The following is an 18,540-nucleotide window of genomic DNA, read 5'->3' on the forward strand; positions in this document are numbered from 1 at the left end:
CACTGAGCCGCCCTCATTTCCCCAAAAATCACTTTCCAAATCACAACAAATCCTCCTAATCAACTTAAGTTCGGCTGTATTAAAGTGCAGTCGTACTGTTATCTTATGAATATGCGTATGGCTTGCTCTCCGTGATTCCGCAGCAGCTTACTCTCAAAAACTTTCTGAGCTACCGCGAGGCAACGCTCGATTTTCGCGGCTTAAATGTTGCCTGTATTTGTGGTGCAAACGGAGCCGGAAAATCATCGCTTTTAGAAGCAATTGCCTGGGCACTTTGGGGCGCGAGTCGGGCATTGAGCGAAGATGATGTAATTCACCAGGGAGCGATCGAGGCCCAGGTGGATTTTGTGTTTGAGTATCAGCAGCACGCCTATCGCGTGATTCGCACCCGGCGGCGAGGGCAAGCCAGTTCGCTAGAGTTTCAGATTTCAACGCCCAATGGATTTCGCACCTTAACGGAAAAGGGAATTCGGGCAACGCAGCAGCTGATTTTGCAGCATTTGAAGCTGGACTATGAAACGTTTATCAACTCCGCCTATTTGCGTCAGGGACGGGCAGACGAGTTTATGCTCAAGCGTCCTACCGATCGCAAGCAAATTCTCGCCGATCTGCTCAAGCTAGAACAGTACGATGATTTAGCCGAGCAGGCAAAAGAACGATCGCGCCAGCTCAAAGCGGAAATGACCGTGCTGGAACGCACGCTAGAATCGATCGCGGCTCAGTTGGCACAGCCCAGTCTAGAAGCAGACGAAGCCAGCCTACGCGACACCATTCAGCAGTTGCAGACCGAACAGCAGCAGGATGGCGATCGGCTCTCAGCACTGCGTCAGTTGCAGCAGCAGCGGCAGGCGTGGATGCAGCAGCAAACCCTTCAGCAGCAGCAGGTTCATCCCCTAAAGCAGGACTGCCAGCGGCTTCAGCAGGAGCTAAAAACCCTTCAGCAGCAGCAGCTTCAGCTTGAGTCGCTTTTGCAAAACGGGGAGGCGATCGGCGCACAGTACGCCCAATATCAGCAGCTTCAGCGCGAAGAAGAGCAGCTCACGGCAAAGTTTCAGGCGCATCAGAATGCTCTGGCACAGCGGAGCCAACTCCAGCAACAGCAGCAAGCAGCCCTGGGGCAGATTAAAGACCAGCTTCGGCAGGCACAGTTACAGCAAGAGACGATCGCCCAACAGCAGCAAGAAATTGGACAGATTCTCAGCCGAGCACCCGAAATCGAAGCGGCACTGGAACAACTCCGGCAGGCGCGATCGCACCTCGCACAGCTTGATCAAATACAGATGCAGGCTTCTCCGCTGACACAGCGCAGACAGCAAGTGCAGACTCAGCTCGATCGCGCTCAAGCAAAGCTCACAGCCCGTCTTGAGGAAGTCCAATCCTTACGGCAGCAGCTAGAAGCACAGCAGCAAACCCAGCCTCACCTGCAAAAAGCAACCCTGACGGTTTCCGAACAGATCAGCTATCTGGAAAAACGCCGCCTTTATCAGCAGCAGGTTCGCGAGAAAGGCATGGAGCGGCGCACCTTTATGGAACGCTTGCAGGAACAGCAGCGCAAATGCGAACGAGAACTCGCCGAACTCGATCACAAACTGCGAATGCTTCAGCACGATGCCGCCGAATCTGGGATTCAAGCAGGCGTTCAGCAATTGCTTCAGGCGAGTAGACCCGCAATCCACGACGGCGAAGACGCGCAACTCTCGGTCGTGGCAGCAATTGAATCTCGATTCCCTTCCGCCTTTCCGCCCTGTCCGTTGTGCGATCGTCCTCTGGATGAGGATCACTGGCATTTGGTGATCGAGCGGCATCAGGCACAACAGCAGGAAATCCGCAATCAGCTCTGGGTAATTCGGGAGCAGCTCACGACCTCCGATCGTGAAATTCGCGTCTTGCGGCAGGAATATCGGGCAGTGGAGATCGAGCTAGAGCAGTATGGCACTGTTCTGGAGCGGCGCGGACAGTTACAGCAGCAGCTTTACGGCGTTTCGGAAGCACAAACCCGACTTCAGCAGGTGATATCAGAACAAATCCATCTGGAACGATCACTTCAGCAGCAGGATTACGCCGCCGACCTTCAGGAAGAACTGCGGTTACTGGATCAGCGGCTTACCCAACTCGGCTACGACGATCGCAATCATGCCCTGGCACGGGGACAGGTCGATCGCTGGCGATGGGCAGAAGTCAAGCAGGCAGAGCTAAAGCAGGCTCAGCGCAAACAAAGCCAGCTCCTCGAACGCGAACCGCACATTGCCAAAACGATCGCCGCCCTGGAACAGCAGCTTCAGCAGATTCCCCATTCGCCCTTGCAGCAGCAAATCGAGGCAATCGATCGTCACATTCAGGAAATCGGCTATGACCTGGAACGGCATACGGCTTTGCGGCAAACGCTCAAACAGGCGCAGGATATCCCGCTGCGCTATCAGGAACTGCTTCAGGCACAGCAGCACTATCCTCAGTTGCGTCAGCGAATGCGTGACCTGACCGAACTCTGGCACGATCGCACCCAGGCCCTTCAAACCCTTGCCGCCCAGCTTCAGGCGATCGATCACACCCTCGCCCAAACGCCCGATCCTGCAGCAGACATTCGATCGATCGAGCAAAATTTGCTGCTGAGACGATCGCGCCTCGATACCCAATTTGCCGCCCTGGGTAAGCTTGAACAGCAGCGACAGCAGCTCCTCGTACTCAGCAATCAGCAAACCGCCCTGGTCGAACAGCTTCAAACCCTGCACCGCCAGTACCGGGTGCATCAGGAACTCGCGCAAGCCTTCGGCAAAAACGGACTTCAGGCCCTCATGATCGAAAACGTGCTGCCCCAGCTCGAAGCCGAAGCCAATCAAATTTTGGGACGGCTCAGCGCAAACCAGCTTCATGTACAGTTTGTCACCCAGCGTAGCCGCAAATCGGCACAGTCAGGGAATCATCAATCTGCCAATAAACTGATCGACACGCTGGATATTTTGATCAGCGATACCCAGGGCACGCGCCCTTATGAAACCTATTCCGGCGGCGAGGCGTTTCGGGTCAATTTTGCGATTCGCTTAGCCCTGGCAAGACTTTTGGCACAGCGATCGGGCACTGCCTTACAGCTCTTGATTATCGATGAGGGCTTTGGAACGCAGGACGATGCGGGGTGCGATCGGCTAATTGCTGCCATTAATGCGATCGCCCCGGACTTTGCCTGCATTCTCACCGTCACCCACATTCCCCACCTGAAAGAGGCGTTTCAGACCCGGATCGAAGTTCATAAAACCGAGCAGGGATCGCAGATTCAGTTATCTGTTTAAGCCCCCGTTTGAGCCCCTGTTTAAGCACCTATTTAAGCACCGTCCTGAGCTTTGCAGATCTGGGCATCAATCTGGTGATACAGGTCTTCCAGCGTTCCGGTATTGTCCAGCACCACGTTTGCCTGCTGAACTTTTCGCTCGATCGCCATTTGGCTATCAATCCGTGCCTGGATCTGGACTGAGTCAAGCTGATCGCGCTGCCGAAGCCGCTGTCGCTGCTGGTCTGGAAACGTTCGCACCACCCAGATTTCGGTGACTAGATCAGTCATACGGGCTTCAAACAAAAGGGGGATCACCAGCACGACGATCGGATAAGTGTCTGCAGGGAGTAGGCGTAAATCGCTCTGCATTCGATCGCGCACGTAGGGATGAATCTGTTGCTCCAGCCAGAGCCGCTCTGCCGAACTGCTGAATATGATGTCGCCTAATCGACGGCGATCGAGCTGCCCATTTGACTGGAGTACACTTTTTCCATAGCGTTCGACAACTTCGCGCAGCACCCGCGATCCGGGATGAACGGCTTCTCTGGCATACAGATCGGCGTCCAGAACCGGAATTTGATAGGTTTGTGCGAGATAGCCCGAAACCGTTGTTTTACCCATGCCAACGCCCCCAGTAATGCCAATAATGCGCTGACGAGAAGATGCAGAATTTGAACGTGAATTCCCCGATGGTTGATTTGAATCAGTCATAGCGGTTAGAGCAATTTCCTCCGGTAACCCATTGCCCGATCGCTTGCGTGAGTCCTTCCAGGGTGTACTCGGCTGCCTCTACATCGACCCTCTTGAAGTACATCTGACAAGCGATCGAGGTTTGGGGCCCGATCGAGGCAAGGCAGGTGCGGGGAGAAGGAATCGGCTGAGATGCAGCAGGGGCGATGCTTTGCACAAGCTGATGAAAGCATTTCACCGTTTTAGAGCTAGCAAACGTGATTACATCAATGTGCAAGGGAGCTTCGCCTGAGGTTATCGCGTCCTTTTGCAGTGCCTGGGCAATTTCAGGAGCGATCGTGCGAACACAGCCCGACTCGTATGCTGCGACTTCCACCACTGTTGCGCCCTGTGCAGATAGCTCTTTCACCAGCACTTCCCGTCCACCCGTCTCGACTCTGGGAAACAGCAGCTTTAGTTCAGGCAACCGATCGCGATCGGGAAAATGCTCGACCAGTGAATCAGCAACATAGTTGGGCGGAATAAAATTGGGCTGAATTCCTTTTTGCTGAAGACAGGCAGCCGTTTTTTGCCCGACCACCGCGATTTTGAGCTGATACAGCACACTGAGGGATTTACCCTGAGCCATTAATCGTTCTATGAAATAATCGACGGCGTTGGTCGAGGTGAGTATCAGCCAGTCGAACTCGTGCAGCCGATCGATCGCCTGGTCTAAGCCATGCCAGCTTGAGGGGGGCGTGATCTCGATTGCAGGCAGCTCGATCACCGTTGCACCCTGCTGCTGGAGCAGTTGCGTAAACTGGCTCGATTGTCCAGCCGCTCGCGTAACCAGAACGGTTTTGCCCGCAAGCGGCAGCGGTAGTCGGGGAAGAAAAAGGTTTACCACGGTTCTATCGCTATCGTTGTTTTTATGTAAATCTACTGATCTTACTGATCACGACTATTGTGCCTGTTTAAGGGGAACTGAAGATAGGGGCGCAGCCGCACAACTTCTCCGATCACCATGACCGCAGGCGAGAGAGACTGGCGATCGGTTTGCCGCACAATCGTTTCCAGCGTTCCTGTCCAAATTTGCTGATTGGGCTGTCCTGCCCAGCGAACAATCGCAATCGGGGCAGTAGACGATCGCCCGTGCCGCACCAATTCCTCAATGATGGTCGGGAGCTGTTTTGCGCCCATTAAAATGACCAGCGTTTCAAGCTGTGCCAACGCTTGCCAGTTCAATGCATCAGGTTCATGTGCCGTCACCACTGCAAAGCCTCGGCTCAGCACCGGATCGGTCAGGGGAATATCTGCCAAGAGCGGAGCCGCTAACGCCGAGGAAATGCCCGGAACCACCTCAAACGGGCAGCTTGCCTCCATCAATGCCTGAATCTCGCTGGTCGATCGCCCAAAAATAAACGGATCGCCACTCTTGAGCCGCACCACCTGCTTTCCCTGCTGGCAAAGGCTGACTAGGAGACGGTTTATCTCCGCTTGAGGGGTACTGGGCTGTCCGCCTCGCTTGCCCACGTTCAAAATTTCACAGCCTGGGGGCGCAAGATCGAGAATTTCCTGATCCACCAGCGCATCATACACGATCGCCTCTGCCTGACTAATCAGCCGATACGCCTTGACCGTAAGCAGGTCGATCGTCCCCACGCCGGAACCCACCAGATAAACCTTCCCAATCCGATTTTCTTCTGGAGAAAACTGCTGCTCACCGCTCATTCGCTCTTTTTTCCTAACCGTATAACCTCACTTTCTTACCTTAGTTCCTTGAAAGTTCCTAATGCTTGTTAGCTGACTTTCAGTTTTTTCTTTTATAGGCTGGATAAGTTCTTACAAAGGCAGAAATCGTCAAAGGTCGCTCGGTACATAGCATTCAGCAGCTAAAGCAATCTCCTCAACTTGCTATGTCAGACGGTGGACGATCGCCAGCCTAGTGCTTTTCGATGGGAGTCGTTTCGATGCGTCACAAAGAATTCAAATTCAGGTTCAGGACAGTTTCTCTCTGCTTTTTGGTTGGAATGTCTCTGGTGGGATGCCGAGACTTTAGCAATGTGCGAAAGCTAGGCGAGAACTCCAAAGAAATTGCGGCAAAATCACAGGAAATGGCAACTGATTACTATCAGTCCTGCCTCAGGCGTGCCAGGGTTCCGATCGACACATTTCCAGATATTGCCAATACTAGAGCGGCGGCAGAAGAGGCTTGTCGGCAAAACGATCGTGAGTTAGGGATGGCGATCGCAGATGCAAATCAAGTGATAATCGCTTACCTGAACAATCTGATGATGCTAGCGGACAATCGCTCCAGCGTGATTACGCCTGAAAATCAGAAAAAGCTACAGGGCGCGTTGGGAGATTTGTCTACCTCGCTGAGCGATACAAGCGGCTCGGTTCCAGAGCCAGTCAGCACAATTCTGGAACAAGGTTCAAGTATCCTGAACGTCATTTTTGATGCGGTTGCGGCTGACATTCGCGGAGACACAATTCCCCCGGTGATGGTTTGTACAGACGAAGCGATTGACAGCTACACCCAGGGATTAATCGAAATTGCGTCGGTTGTTTATGTGAATCAGCTTCAGCTAGAAGCAGACCAGCATCGACAATATTTCGGACTCCTGACGCCACCACCAGGCACTGTTTTCACACCGTCTGAGGCTCTTAGCTTGCTTCGGCTCGATCGCGAATATAACGAGGCGATCGACAAGATTAACGAGAAGAAAGCATTTGCTGAAGAATTTGTAAAAGTTCTGGACGCAACTCGTGGGAGCCACAAATCGATTAGTTTAGTCTTTGCAGAAAAGCTTGACTTAACGAAGTTGAATCAGGAGAAACAGCCAGAAATTGATCCGCTTAAACGAGATGCTTTTTGTGCCGAGCGTGCGACTCAGCGTTATCAGGAACCCGTGTCGATTCAGCTCACGCCGTCGGATGTCAGCAGAATTGTCAACATCTTGAAGGATTACGAAAGAACTACGGCTCCCATGATTGAAAAAATGAAACGAGTTGATTTCAAGCAGTAATTCCTGTCTTCGATTGAGCGATCTTTAACAAGTTTCTTCAGGAGATCTTATGTCAAGCACAACAAAGTTAGCCGAACTCATTACGACAGTCAAAGAAATTGGAGATGCTTCGTTTGCTGAACGAACAGCACTCTTCAAAGCAGGCAAGATTTCCACAGTTAAATGGGAGTTAGCAGATCAAACCGCAGTTCTGGATTATGTGAAAGCAGTGGCAGATAGGGCTGGCTTGACCGATTCAGAAAAGAAAAATCTGGTGAAAGAAGTGACAGATCTACTGGCAAAAAGTAGCCCTGCCAAACCCACAGTTCACGCCCTGGAACTTGAGCTGATTAATCTTCGAGCCAAACTCAACAGTACTCTTTTAACAAAGATTATTGCTGGCATGAGTAGTTATGAAAAGACGATCAACGATGCGTCCAAAGACTTAAAAGAGGCACTGGATAAGCTCAAAGAGCTGAACGAGTCATTTGGGGCGATCGCGATCGTTGTCAGCTTGGTCGCAGCGATGGTTTCACTCTCATCCGGTAAATTTAACTTGCTTGCCAAAGCCGCTGGAAACCTGCTGTAAAAGCAATCGAAAGATGGGAGCCGCCGTGATGTGCCTCTGTCGCTTGATCTAGATTTGTCAGTCAATCAGGATTTTGCTTCTGCAAACGCTTCAGTCGTGTCAGGCTGGGGCGTTTCAAGTTGTTCCAGGACTTCGATCATCTCCCGCTCGAATGCGACCTGTGCCCGATTCGTTTTGCCACCGATGTAGGTTCTGTTTGCAGTTTGCAGTGCCCAGATTTGCGAGTGGGAAACGTAGCTCATGACAACGCCCAGCATCAGCAAGCCAAACCCGGTGTAAACCAGTGGAATACCCGGATCGGCTTTAATCTGAAGTCCCGTACTGCCAACCACCTGCTCGATCGCCAGCGTCACGCCATTCACCTCAGTAGACATTCCTTCGCGGACGGTTGCGATCAGCTTGCCCTGCATATCGTAGACCAGCAAAATGCCCTGAAGATCTTTGGCAACGATCGACACGCCTGCCGTTAAATCCGGTTTGGTAGGAATCCAGGTTCCCCACAGGCGACCTGCGCCTCCAGTTTCAAGCTGCGCCATCGGAAGTTGAAGGCTGGGGCTATTGTTGATGTGGAACTTGAGAGCGGCGATCGACCAATCGGCCTGATAGAAAGTAACTCCTTTGTGTCTCAAGGGCTTATTCACATGAATGGTTTGGCGATCGACTTCCTGCCCTTGCTGATCGAGAACGGATAAATCGGAGTAGAACTGATCGATCGTGCCGTTTGGTGTGTAGTCGATCCAGAAGCGATTCACCCGCATTGACCAGTCCTTGGGAACCTGCGCCGCTGCCCACGGCCCTGCATCAAAGATATTCCTCACCTGAAACGTTTCGCCGCTGGGAATCATTTCCTGGGCAAAAAAGCCCGTCATTGCGCCCCAGATTGCCCCCACCAAAATGAGCAGCATACTGGCATGAACCACGATCGGACCAATGCGTCCGGTAATGCCTTTCCGCGCATAGAGCTTGTCGCCTTCCTGAAAGATGCGATAGCGTTTTTGGCTCAGCAGGTGGGAGAGTGAGTCGATCGAAACCTTATCCACTTCGGCACTCAGGGCAAGCTTTTCAAACTGGCGTGGCTGCTCATAATATTTCCATTTACGGGCAGCTTTGAGGGCGGGAAACTGGCGGGTAAAGGTGCAGGCAGTGAGGCTGGAGCCAAACAAAATCAGCAGTGCCAGAAACCACCAGGTTCGGTAGACATGATCGAATCCTAGCGTGAGAATGACCTTCCAGCTTAGAAAGCCAAACAAAGCTGGATCTTCAGGATAGTTCGCCTGATAAAAGGCAAGGGTTTGACCCTGCTCAATCACGGTTCCAGAGACGCTAAAAATGGCAATTACGAGAAGGAGGACGATCGCCAATCGCAAATCGGCAAGTAACGGCAATAGTTCTTTTTTGAAATATTGTTTGGGAACATTTGTGAATTGAGCCAGGGCAGAGCGAAAGGAGGAATCGGCAGACATAGTTAAAGATAGTTTTGAGGACAGAAAAAACAGAGAATAATAAACGTGGAAATTTGAAAAGTTATTGTTTAGGAAATGTCTGTGAGGATTGGAGTGCTACAGCCCCTAAATTCCCTATCGATGGGTATAAACGGGAGGCTTTGAATTGAGAACTAGATCGGAAATGCTTCACAGGTAAAGGGTTAACTGGTGAGAGGTTGGGGGACGGCTCGGTTCCTCCAGAATCGAGGGGGGTTAAGGGGGACGGTTCGAATCGCGATCGTAATTCAAACCTCCTCTTAGAAATTCGCTGTGCTAAACCCCTGTGGGAAATAATCGAAACAGCAGCGAGAATAAGCCAAACCCGACCAGCAACGCACCGCTTGCAGGCGTAATCCAGCCCGACCAGCGACGCAGCTCTAACAGTTTTTTAATCGATGCAGTGAATGTTCCTGCCAATACCAGGGGAGAGACATAGCCTGCCGTATAAGCCAGCAGCAGCATTGCGCCCAATTGCGGGTTTCCGGTTTCGGTAATCCATGCCAGCAGGGTGGCGAGAACGGGGGTGCTGCATGGGGAAGCGACTAAGCCAAACGTTAAGCCGACCAGATACGATCGCACGCTTTCCGGTAGCTCTTTTGAAATCCATTCGGTTCCGCCCCAATTGGGCAACTGCAATGGCAGTAGCTCCAGCAGGTTCAGCCCCATCAAAATTGCAATCATGCTGACGACGATCGGTAAACCAATCCCGACCTGACCGTAAACCTGACCGACGATCGCCGCTGCAATACCCAGCCCTGCCAGTGTAGTCGCCAAGCCCAGCGCAAACCATGCTGACTGAACGGCTGCCTGAATCCGACTTCTGGCTTCGTAGCCGCCGATATAGCCGATCGTGATGGGCAACATCGACAGCATACAGGGAGTGAGACTGGTAAGCAGTCCCGCCAGAAAAATCACCCCAACGCTGACTGGACTCAGGTGAACGAGCTGATCGGATACCAACGTATCGGCGGAATGGGCAAGATGATAAAGGAAAGTTTGCAGCGAATCCAGCATTGGGGGCGATCGATATCGGTGAGGTTCTCCTTTTCTATTCTACCGAGTGGGGGATGCGGAGGGGGTGGAGGGGTAGAGGGATGGAGGGGCGAGGTTAGAAGCGAGTTTCGAATTCCAGGATGGCGCGGCTTTCTCCCTGGAAGTTGGAGGAGCCTCGGACAGAGAGCTCATCGGTGAGGCGGTAGCGCAGGTTTAATTGGGTAGGTTCGGGGGCGGTGAGGATTTGCAGAGCGGAAACAGAGAGGTTGTCAGTGATGTCAAAGCCCAGCTCGGCGGCGATCGCCAGGGTGGAAGTGCGGGCATCATCGGAAACGAGGGTAGTGGGGAAGAGGCTGAAGTCGGTTAAGCCGAGGGCGTTGCTGATCAGGTTTTGGAGCTGGCTTAATACGGCTGATCCGGCAAGGGAGGCGATCGCGGTTGTCACGCCGCCCTGTTGAGCCAGGGTGCTGACATAGCCACCGCCGATCAGCGCGAGAATTTCGGTTTCGCTGCGGTTGGGGCTACTGGTTAACTCTAGATTGTTGAACACCTGGCTGGCAGGTCCGGCGACGCTTGCCTGCACTCGCACAGTTTCCAGGCGACCAAAATCGGCAGCTAAGGGTAGATCGGCAACTTCAGCAGCGGCAAACGGAGAAGTATTGGGAACCGGATATCGGGTGATTTCAGGGACAGAGGCAACTAACTGCACATCCAGTAATGGATCGAGTCCGCGACTGGGCTGAAACACGACCGTGTTGGTGTAATCGCGATCGAGATTAAAGCGCGTTGTAAACAGGTTGACCTGACCACTCCGCAACTGCACAGTTCCCTCCGGGCGCAGATCGTCGATCGTGCCATCCACAATTAAATCTCCTGTCACCACAAAGCTCAGCAGCGGATCGCGGGTGACGCGCAAATCATCACCTAGCGTGAGCCGCAGACTCTGCAAGAGAGGGGGTGTGAAAAGCGAGGACTCTGTATTGCCAAACTGGGAAGTTGGGGCGGCGGCGATCGTTGAGCCATTGTCTTCGGGTAACTGCACTTGCCCATCGCTTAGCAAAACTTCGCCGCTGATTTCTGGAGCCAGAGCTGTTCCGGTGAGAATGACCCGTCCGGCGACATCACCTTCGTAGCGGTCTTGCAGATCGAGCGCGATATTGTCCAGATTGAGTGTGAGCGGCGGCTGGTTGTCGGGGTTATTCACGGTCAGCGGCAGGAGGATCGGCAGCGTTCCCTGCGCTACGATTTGCCCGTCGCTAAACTCACCTTGCAGGTTTTGCACCTGAACCTGATCGTTTCTGAAGACGATCGTGCCGTTGAGATTGGTGATATCTTCGGGCAGAGCCTGCGCCGAAACGCGAGCATTAGCAAATTCAGCCGTGCCGCCGATCGTCAGATCTTGCTGAGTGTCGGTCAAAATGCCGCTTGCCTGAACCTGCACATCTGCCTGTCCCTCGCGCCATGCCACCTGATCGGTAAAGGCGTTAATCAGAGTCAGCCCATCGTTTCGCACATTCAGATTGACATTAAAGGCACTCGACGCTGGCTCCACTGTCATAAAGGGAAACTTGTAGGGAATGCTGCCCGTGAGTGAAAACTCGTCGGTTGAGGTGGGTTCGGCGGGTTCGGGCGTGATGTTTCTGGAGCCATCTGGATTGTTTGTCCCATTATTGTTTGTCGCACTGTTTGCAGTGGTCTGCGGCTGCTCACGCACAAAGTCTGTATCAAAGGTCAGCCGCGCATCGTTGTAGCCAAACAAATTGCGAAGCGGCGGCAGTTCCGTATTGTTGACGATCGTATTATTGAGCTGAATTTCCCCGATCACCTGCGGATCTCCGATCGAGCCTGCCAGGGTGGCGTTTGCGGTTAGATCGCCCTCAATGTCGATCGGCAGCCGGAACACATCGCGCAGTGCCTCTACCGGAATTCCTTCGGCAAGCAACTGTCCAGACTGCTGTTCACCGCCCACCTGCCCCGAAAACGTGAGAAACGACTCATCCGACTGAAACCGGAGCGGCAGCAGCGTCAGCACGCCATTCTGAAACTGTCCCTGTGCGATTACCTGATCGACTTGATAATCTTCCCATCGCCAATCTCGCCCAGCGAGGTCAAATCGAACATCCACGCCAGTTTGGGCAGAAGAGGCAATGTCGATCGCCCCGGTAAACACGCCTTGCAGCTTCGAGAGATCGGGAAAAAACGAAGACTGTTCCCGCGCAGCAGCCTGCTGACTCAGCAACAAATTGATTTCTGAGTAACGGCGAAGCTGATTGATGAGAGCGGCATCCGGCTGACCCACCGAAAAGGGCTGAACCTCGGCAGCAGTCGCAAAAACCGGGGAACGTAGCCCACGCCCAAAGTCAGAAAAATTAAAGAACTGAAGTGCCGTGAGAATGTCTTCGATCCGCCCCTGATCTGCCACAATGCGAGCTTGCAGCGGATTGTCCGATCGCGAATTAAACGTTCCCGATAGCAAATAGCGGCTACCGCCCTGTTGCAGTTCGCCCTGTTGCAGCACCGCCACCCCGTCTACATAGCGGAACTGTCCCGCAAACCGCTCGGCTGCAATATAGCCTAACGCCGGACGATCGATCGTCAACTGCCCGATGACGCTGGGATTATTCAAATTGGCAATATTCGCCTCGATCTGACCGCTTGCCTCACCCGCGACAATGCCAATGCCGTAATCTGCAGCGGGGGCAAGACCCAACACCTGAAGCGGAAAGTTTTCCAGCGTTGCCGTGAGAATGTCGCCTGCGGTGCGTCCTTGCGCGATCGACTCTCCTTGCTGCACCAGGAAACTCACCGGACGGTTGCGATCGTCCAGCGTCAGGGCAACTCGATCCTGCTGTCCTGCCACATCCAGGCTGATACCACGATTCGTGTAGCGAAAGTCTCCGGTCAGGCGCGGTTCAAAGGCAACCTGATTCACGCGGAAATCGTTTAAGCCCAGCCGTCCGGCGACTCGTGGCGCATCGGGTGTTCCCGTGACTCGTCCGCTAAAGTTGGTGCGTCCTGCCAGCCGGATTTGCTCTGGAGTATTAATCGGCAGTTCAGAGAGCGCATAATCCTGCAAATTCACATTCAAATCCAGATTGGTGATCGCAGGCGTGCCTTCCAGCCGCGCAAACACCAATCCGTCTGCCTGAAAGCCCGTCGCCGTCGCATTGCGAACCTGAAGCCGATCGCCCAGCCAGCGCACATCTGCCGTTAAAGGCGAGTTAATAATTGCTAGCCCCTCCGATAGCCGCACCTGTCCCGATGCCGCGATCGCCCTTGGACTCAGGTTATTCAAACTGCCTGCAAGCTGGAAATCACCGCTCAGCAAGCCCCGCAAATCCGGCGAAAACTGCCGCAGCGCAACCCCCGAAGTCTGAACATCTGCGGTGAATCGTCCGTTGACGGATTCTGCATCTGCCCGAACAATGCCGCCTGCCACCAGAGCTGCCCCATCCTGCAACTGGATTCGATCGCCCGCAATTCGCACTCTTCCCCGTGCTGCATAGGTTGCCTGGGGAGCCTGAAAATCTACCGTCGTCACCAGATTATCGGGAGAACCCGAAAGCCGCGCCTGGGCATCGACTAAGCCGATCGCAAAATTATTCAGATTCGCGCCATATTGACGGGCAATCGTGTCACCGGGCAGGTTTTGTCCCTGCAGATTAAAGGCAACGCTGCTGTTTTCGCCAAAGCCAATGCGTCCACTGCCCGTAACCAAGCCGCCCCCACGCGGCACTGCCCGAATCCCATCAAACGCCAGAACGCTATCCCCGACCCGATAACGAGTTTGCGCCGACTGAAACGTCACGCGATCGGCAACGATAGGCGTTAAATTCTCCGCCACGCCCGAAACCACTGGCTTATCGATCGCCCCAGTAACTTGAAGCTGAGAGCGCACTTCACCCGATACGGGAACCGGAGAATCCACGTCAAACGTATTGAAGAGATCTCGAATCGTGGTGCGATCGACCTGCGCCCTCAGGTTGTAGTTGCGCTGGGTGTTGAGGCTGCCGCCCACCCGAGTCGGGATTAAGCCATACCTACCGCGCACGTTTTCAAAGAACACATCCTGACCGCGAAACCGCAGCCTGCCGTTGACTTGCGTCAAGAGCTGTGGAACCTGCTTAATTTTGCCCGTCGCGTTTTGAAACTGCACGACTCCGTTGAGCTGAAGCGACTCGTCTTCGGGGGGAAACACCACCTCCAGATCGCTCGATAAGCGTCCGGCTCTAATTTCCACAGGCAGCGGAACCAGCAGATTCACATCAGGACCCAGCAGATTTTCACCTCTGGCGCGGAGCGTGGTTTGTTCGCGATCAAGGTTAGACTCGCCTTCGATTCGCAGTTCGCCCCCAGTATCGGGTCTGCCCGTGACTTCGTAGGAAATCAGCCTGTTTTGATTCCGAAACAGCGTAGCGGCATCCACATCTCGGATCACAATTTGCGGACGGGCAACGGCATTGCGGGAAAGGGTTTCCGGCGAATCATCGTCACGCGGTTCGGGCGTCGGGTTTTGCGGATTCGGCTCATCCGGGTCAACCACTTCTGATTCCTCTACGTTTCCATAGGGCAGCAGCGTTAATGTGCCATCCCGCACGCGCAGCGCATCGACTTCAACGGCAATAAAAGGGTCAGGTGCATTTTCGTTGTTTCTTGCCCTTGTGGTGATCCACTGTCCTTCTGCATTCTGGTCGGCAAATGCTTGGGCGTTTACCAGCGTCACATCTACGCTGAGCGTTTGATCCCACAACACTTCAAACGGGTTAAACGTGACCTCAACCCGCTGCATTTCTAGCCGATCGCGATCGGTTGGCGTTGCCGGAATTGCAGAAGGACCAAAGACAATCCGCGTCAAAGAAATCTGCTCGACCTCGCCTGCCTGCACCGGACGATTGAGCTGCGTACTGACCTGACGAGCAATCAGGGGAGACAAACCCTCGTTCACAAATCGCCATGCCCACCACACGCCACCTGCCAGCCCCACGAGCAGCAGACCCCCCGCGACGAAACCCGCCCGAATTACCGTGCGCCGCCTGCCCCCCGTACGGTTTTGCCTCGCTGTAGACGTTTGCTGCTCAGGCTGATTCTCTTTATTATCATTGGGAGAATTCGTCATCCGTCTCACCCCACTCGCCTTTCCCACCGCTGTCCTTCGGCTGTGCACCAGCGCAACCCGCCTCACGACGGACAGAACTGCCGAAAGATTTTACCCGTTTCTTCAGAATCGTTTTCTCAAATTGTCCTTAAGCACTATAGCCGAGTCTTTGGGAGAGGGAGCAACACAAATGACAGCAGGATACCAGATTTTGCGGACTCCCCTGTGTCTAAATTGTCGCTAAGTTTCTACGTCTCTCAGCCGATCGCTTCGCTGTTTCCCAAAGGGATAATTGTTCTCGCTAGAGAACTGCCTGGCATGATCTGTCTTGTCGAGCTATGGGGCTGAGGAATTTGAGGATGATGCTCCATCGCCAGCAGCAGAGCCAGACTTGCTAGCAGCAAAAGGCCAATACCAAACCCAATTTCAATAATCCACGAACGAATCTTAAATTGCACTGCCCGATCTCCACTGCGCCTCTCATAAGATAGACGATCGCGAAACGCAAAAGGTTCTTAGATAACTAAATTTAGTTCCAGGGCTTGTTACCCCAAGGCAGCATCGATCGCACATTAACGCATCAGCAAGCGGGGACGATCGCAAGTAGCCAGTATCACAAAGGCAGTCGATCGTTTTCTACCATCGTTTTCTACCATTGATTGCTGATTCATCAGAACAACCCTCCTGATTCACACCGAAACGATTCCCCTCACCGTCAATCTTGATATCTAAGCCACAGTTCGAGGCAATGGGAGCAGTCAGGAAAGCAGTGTTTTTTTAACGAGCGCTCATTATTTACGATCGTTCACAGGGGGCATAATGGCTAACGGTGCGATAGTCTAACTGCCATTGAGGGGACAGGGACAGATCGGAAGTCTTTTGAACGGAGCGCGTTGTTTCCACAATCCAGCCGGAGCAATCGTCTGCTTTGGCAGGAGGAATCTCTTCTAACACTTTAGATTCAATCTTGATTTGAATCGAGTAAGGCTGTTCACCCCATACGCTGGAATGCACTTCACCCCGATCGCCCATAACTTGAAAGCGCAACTGCAAAGCAATTTGACTGGAGTTTTTCACGACTAAATCTTTGTAGCCATAGGCAACCGCAGCATCTTGCCCCAGCGGATAAAAGCGTTCGTCGCCGTAGGCATCAATGCTGTGACAATGACGTTCTAAAATCTCGCAGCCTGCCTGTAAAAATGTGTTAAACAAATTGGTTGCAATCAAACATAAACCACCACCCACATCGGTCAAAACTTTACCCCGAATAAAGACTGGAGCGGCTCGAAAGCCATTCTTTAAAGTAGGTTCACCGATCCGATCGCAAAAACTGAAAATTGCTCCCGGTGCTAAGCGCAAGCAGTGAATCCGTTCGGCTGCAAGCTGCAAATTCCACAGACGATTGGCACGAATTTCGGGAGTACCGCGATCGGGAATCGGCGTTCTAAATTCACTCCATAAATAACCGTAGCGGTTAGCAAATTCGGGGTCTTGCGTTCGAGTGTAATAAAAGGGATAGCCTCGTAAAAACGCTTTACCTTGTTTCAGCCGATTACGAATCGGTCGCTTACAGTTCTCCCAGAAAAGATGCATGATTGTTCTGTTGGGAAATTTGTTTTCGATCAACACCACTCGATCGCTTTCGTCTGCTCAACAATATCTTCAGATTGAGGAAACTCACCGATCGACTCCCCTTCAGCGATTATAGTTTGACTGAGGTAAATTATTCGATCGCTTTACAAATTGTTCGATCGCTCTCTTGCCTGACATCCTGTAGATGATGTTTCGGCACATCAAACAGAATGCGATAGGTGGCAGTGGGGCTAAGGTGCTGCAAAATTCGCAGATGTGCTTCGGCATCAGGACATCGCTGCGGCTCTAAACCAGGCTTGACGCATTTCATTTCACGCAACCTTGCTATGGGGGTAATGCTTTGTCAAAGATCTAGCTCTTTCCGGCAGTAGCCAGACTGGGATGGGTATTTTAGAAGAGATTCGTATTGTCACCCTCATGCCATAAATCGCGTGTCCACGTTCTTTGATCCAGGGCAATGTCGTAATGAATCGGAGGTAGAGAGTAAGTTTATTGTTCTCTATCTACTGCCGATGTTGGGCTATTCACCACAATGTTGGCAGCAGGAGGTCACTTTTGGCAGAATTCGCCTTGATTTTTTAGCGGTTGCAGCAAACTTATTAGGCTATCAAAATCAGCTCCAATTAATTTTAGAGGCGAAGCATCCTCGCCAAAACCTCGATCGCCATGTCAGAAAGTTTCGCCGCTATCTAACAAGTTTAGATGTTCGCTATGGACTGTTAACGAACGGTCATCTGGTCAGAATCTATGAGCAGAGCAATGGAGAGCTAAACCTACTGCTGCAAGTTCCAGGGCACGAGGTTCCTCAGAAGATTGGAACCATCAAACAAATTATTGGTCGAGAAACACTACAGCAGGAAGCATTGATTCAAGAGATATCGCCGCAACTGCACCCAGCAGATCCAGAGCAGCAAATAAATCAAACTTCATCAAAGCAGGAGCCAAACATGAAAGTTATCGCGGTTTATCACAATAAAGGTGGAGTAGGCAAAACAACGACTGTGATTAACCTGGCTGCCGCTCTCAGCAAGCAGAACAAGCGAGTCCTCGTGATCGATTTGGATAGTTAGGCAAATACGACATTTGCTACAGGATTAGTTAAGTTTCAGGATGAACTGACAGACACAATCAAGAATTCATACGTGTATCACGTGATTATTGAGAAAAACAAATTCTCTATTTCTGAAGTTGCACGGCAGTCTAGTTTTTCATCGCCTGAATTTGATGTCATTCCCAGCCACATTCGGCTGATGGAGTGTGAACAGGAATTTGTTCAAACTGAACACGCTCGCACAAGACTGGTGAAAAAGCTTCAGGATGTGAAAGACCGCTATGATATTGTCTTGATTGATACACCTCCCTCACTCAATATTTATGCGCGGATTGCTTTAATTGCAGCAGACTATTTGCTTATCCCGTCGGATCTAAAGCCCTTTGCAAACGAAGGCTTAAGGAACGTGCAGAAATTTGTTGCAGAAATCAACGATTTTAAGGAAGAAATGGGCAGAGATACAATTAAAGTGCTGGGGGTTTTGCCAACCAAGCTAGCGACCTATGCCCGATTTGTAGACTACACGCTGCCCAAAATGGAAGCGATCGTGCAGAACCAATACGGCTTTCCGCTGCTGAAATCGCGCATTTTTGAACGTCGAGATGTCTCATCAGCAATTGAGCGAACCATTGAAATGGGTCAGCTTGATATTCCTGATCCGCGTTCAATTCTGGATCACAAACCAGATTCCTAATCTGCTGAAGAATTTAGCCAATTGGCGCAAGAAGTTCTCGCGTTGATTGACGCTTGATTGTCACTGCTCCGCAGATTCCAGACATAATAAATTGAGAAA

General features: G+C 52.2%; 10 protein-coding genes and 2 pseudogenes. 4 read left to right on the forward strand and 8 right to left on the reverse strand.

Going from position 1 to position 18,540, the window contains the following annotated elements; genetic code table 11:
• Positions 1 to 131: 131 nt before the first annotated feature.
• Positions 132 to 3,284 carry an AAA family ATPase gene (locus NDA02_RS13855; protein WP_190792606.1) on the forward strand — a complete coding sequence of 1,051 codons (3,153 nt, stop codon included), beginning with the start codon at positions 132 to 134 and terminating at the stop codon, positions 3,282 to 3,284.
• 32 nt (positions 3,285 to 3,316) lie between these two features.
• Here NDA02_RS13855 and coaE read toward each other — a convergent pair whose 3' ends face one another.
• Both coaE and cobA read right to left on the reverse strand, forming a co-directional pair.
• The gene (gene coaE / locus NDA02_RS13860; protein ID WP_190792591.1) at positions 3,317 to 3,976 is read right to left on the reverse strand and encodes a dephospho-CoA kinase; all 660 of its coding nucleotides are present in this window, start codon (positions 3,974 to 3,976) and stop codon (positions 3,317 to 3,319) included.
• Positions 3,969 to 5,629: pseudogene (gene cobA / locus NDA02_RS13865) on the reverse strand (uroporphyrinogen-III C-methyltransferase); the annotation flags it as partial. The pseudogene cobA and the gene coaE, both read right to left, overlap by 8 nt.
• 335 nt (positions 5,630 to 5,964) lie before the next feature.
• On the opposite strand from cobA, the gene NDA02_RS13870 reads away from it, so the two are divergent.
• Positions 5,965 to 6,963 carry a hypothetical protein gene (locus NDA02_RS13870; RefSeq protein ID WP_348255127.1) on the forward strand — a complete coding sequence of 333 codons (999 nt, stop codon included), beginning with the start codon at positions 5,965 to 5,967 and terminating at the stop codon, positions 6,961 to 6,963.
• Positions 6,964 to 7,012: 49 nt separating this feature from the next.
• The gene (locus NDA02_RS13875; protein ID WP_348246715.1) at positions 7,013 to 7,531 is read left to right on the forward strand and encodes a hypothetical protein; all 519 of its coding nucleotides are present in this window, start codon (positions 7,013 to 7,015) and stop codon (positions 7,529 to 7,531) included.
• Positions 7,532 to 7,596: 65 nt separating this feature from the next.
• On the opposite strand, the gene NDA02_RS13880 is transcribed toward NDA02_RS13875, so the two are convergent.
• The 6 genes from NDA02_RS13880 to NDA02_RS13905 form a co-directional block, all read right to left on the reverse strand.
• Positions 7,597 to 8,994, reverse strand: a complete 1,398-nt coding sequence (locus NDA02_RS13880) for a cytochrome c biogenesis protein (protein WP_190792597.1) — start codon at positions 8,992 to 8,994, stop codon at positions 7,597 to 7,599.
• Positions 8,995 to 9,288: 294 nt separating this feature from the next.
• Positions 9,289 to 10,029 carry a cytochrome c biogenesis protein CcdA gene (locus NDA02_RS13885; protein ID WP_190792598.1) on the reverse strand — a complete coding sequence of 247 codons (741 nt, stop codon included), beginning with the start codon at positions 10,027 to 10,029 and terminating at the stop codon, positions 9,289 to 9,291.
• Positions 10,030 to 10,123: 94 nt separating this feature from the next.
• Positions 10,124 to 15,124 (reverse strand): translocation/assembly module TamB domain-containing protein, encoded by a 5,001-nt coding sequence (locus NDA02_RS13890; protein WP_348255129.1) that lies wholly within the window; start codon positions 15,122 to 15,124, stop codon positions 10,124 to 10,126.
• Positions 15,125 to 15,360: 236 nt separating this feature from the next.
• Positions 15,361 to 15,561, reverse strand: coding sequence for a hypothetical protein (locus tag NDA02_RS13895; RefSeq protein ID WP_190792600.1), 201 nt, complete (start codon positions 15,559 to 15,561; stop codon positions 15,361 to 15,363).
• A 337-nt stretch (positions 15,562 to 15,898) separates the two neighbouring features.
• Positions 15,899 to 16,696: a VanW family protein gene (locus NDA02_RS13900; RefSeq protein WP_348255131.1), complete on the reverse strand. Its 798-nt coding sequence runs from the start codon at positions 16,694 to 16,696 to the stop codon at positions 15,899 to 15,901.
• 130 nt (positions 16,697 to 16,826) lie between these two features.
• Positions 16,827 to 17,006: a hypothetical protein gene (locus NDA02_RS13905; RefSeq protein ID WP_348255132.1), complete on the reverse strand. Its 180-nt coding sequence runs from the start codon at positions 17,004 to 17,006 to the stop codon at positions 16,827 to 16,829.
• Positions 17,007 to 17,208: 202 nt separating this feature from the next.
• Here NDA02_RS13905 and NDA02_RS13910 point away from each other — a divergent pair.
• Positions 17,209 to 18,441: pseudogene (locus tag NDA02_RS13910) on the forward strand (AAA family ATPase).
• Positions 18,442 to 18,540 lie beyond the last annotated feature (99 nt).

Origin of the sequence: Leptolyngbya sp. ST-U4, from assembly GCF_039962215.1 — a bacterium.
In the GTDB taxonomy this organism is placed as follows: Bacteria; Cyanobacteriota; Cyanobacteriia; order Elainellales; family Elainellaceae; genus Leptolyngbya_A.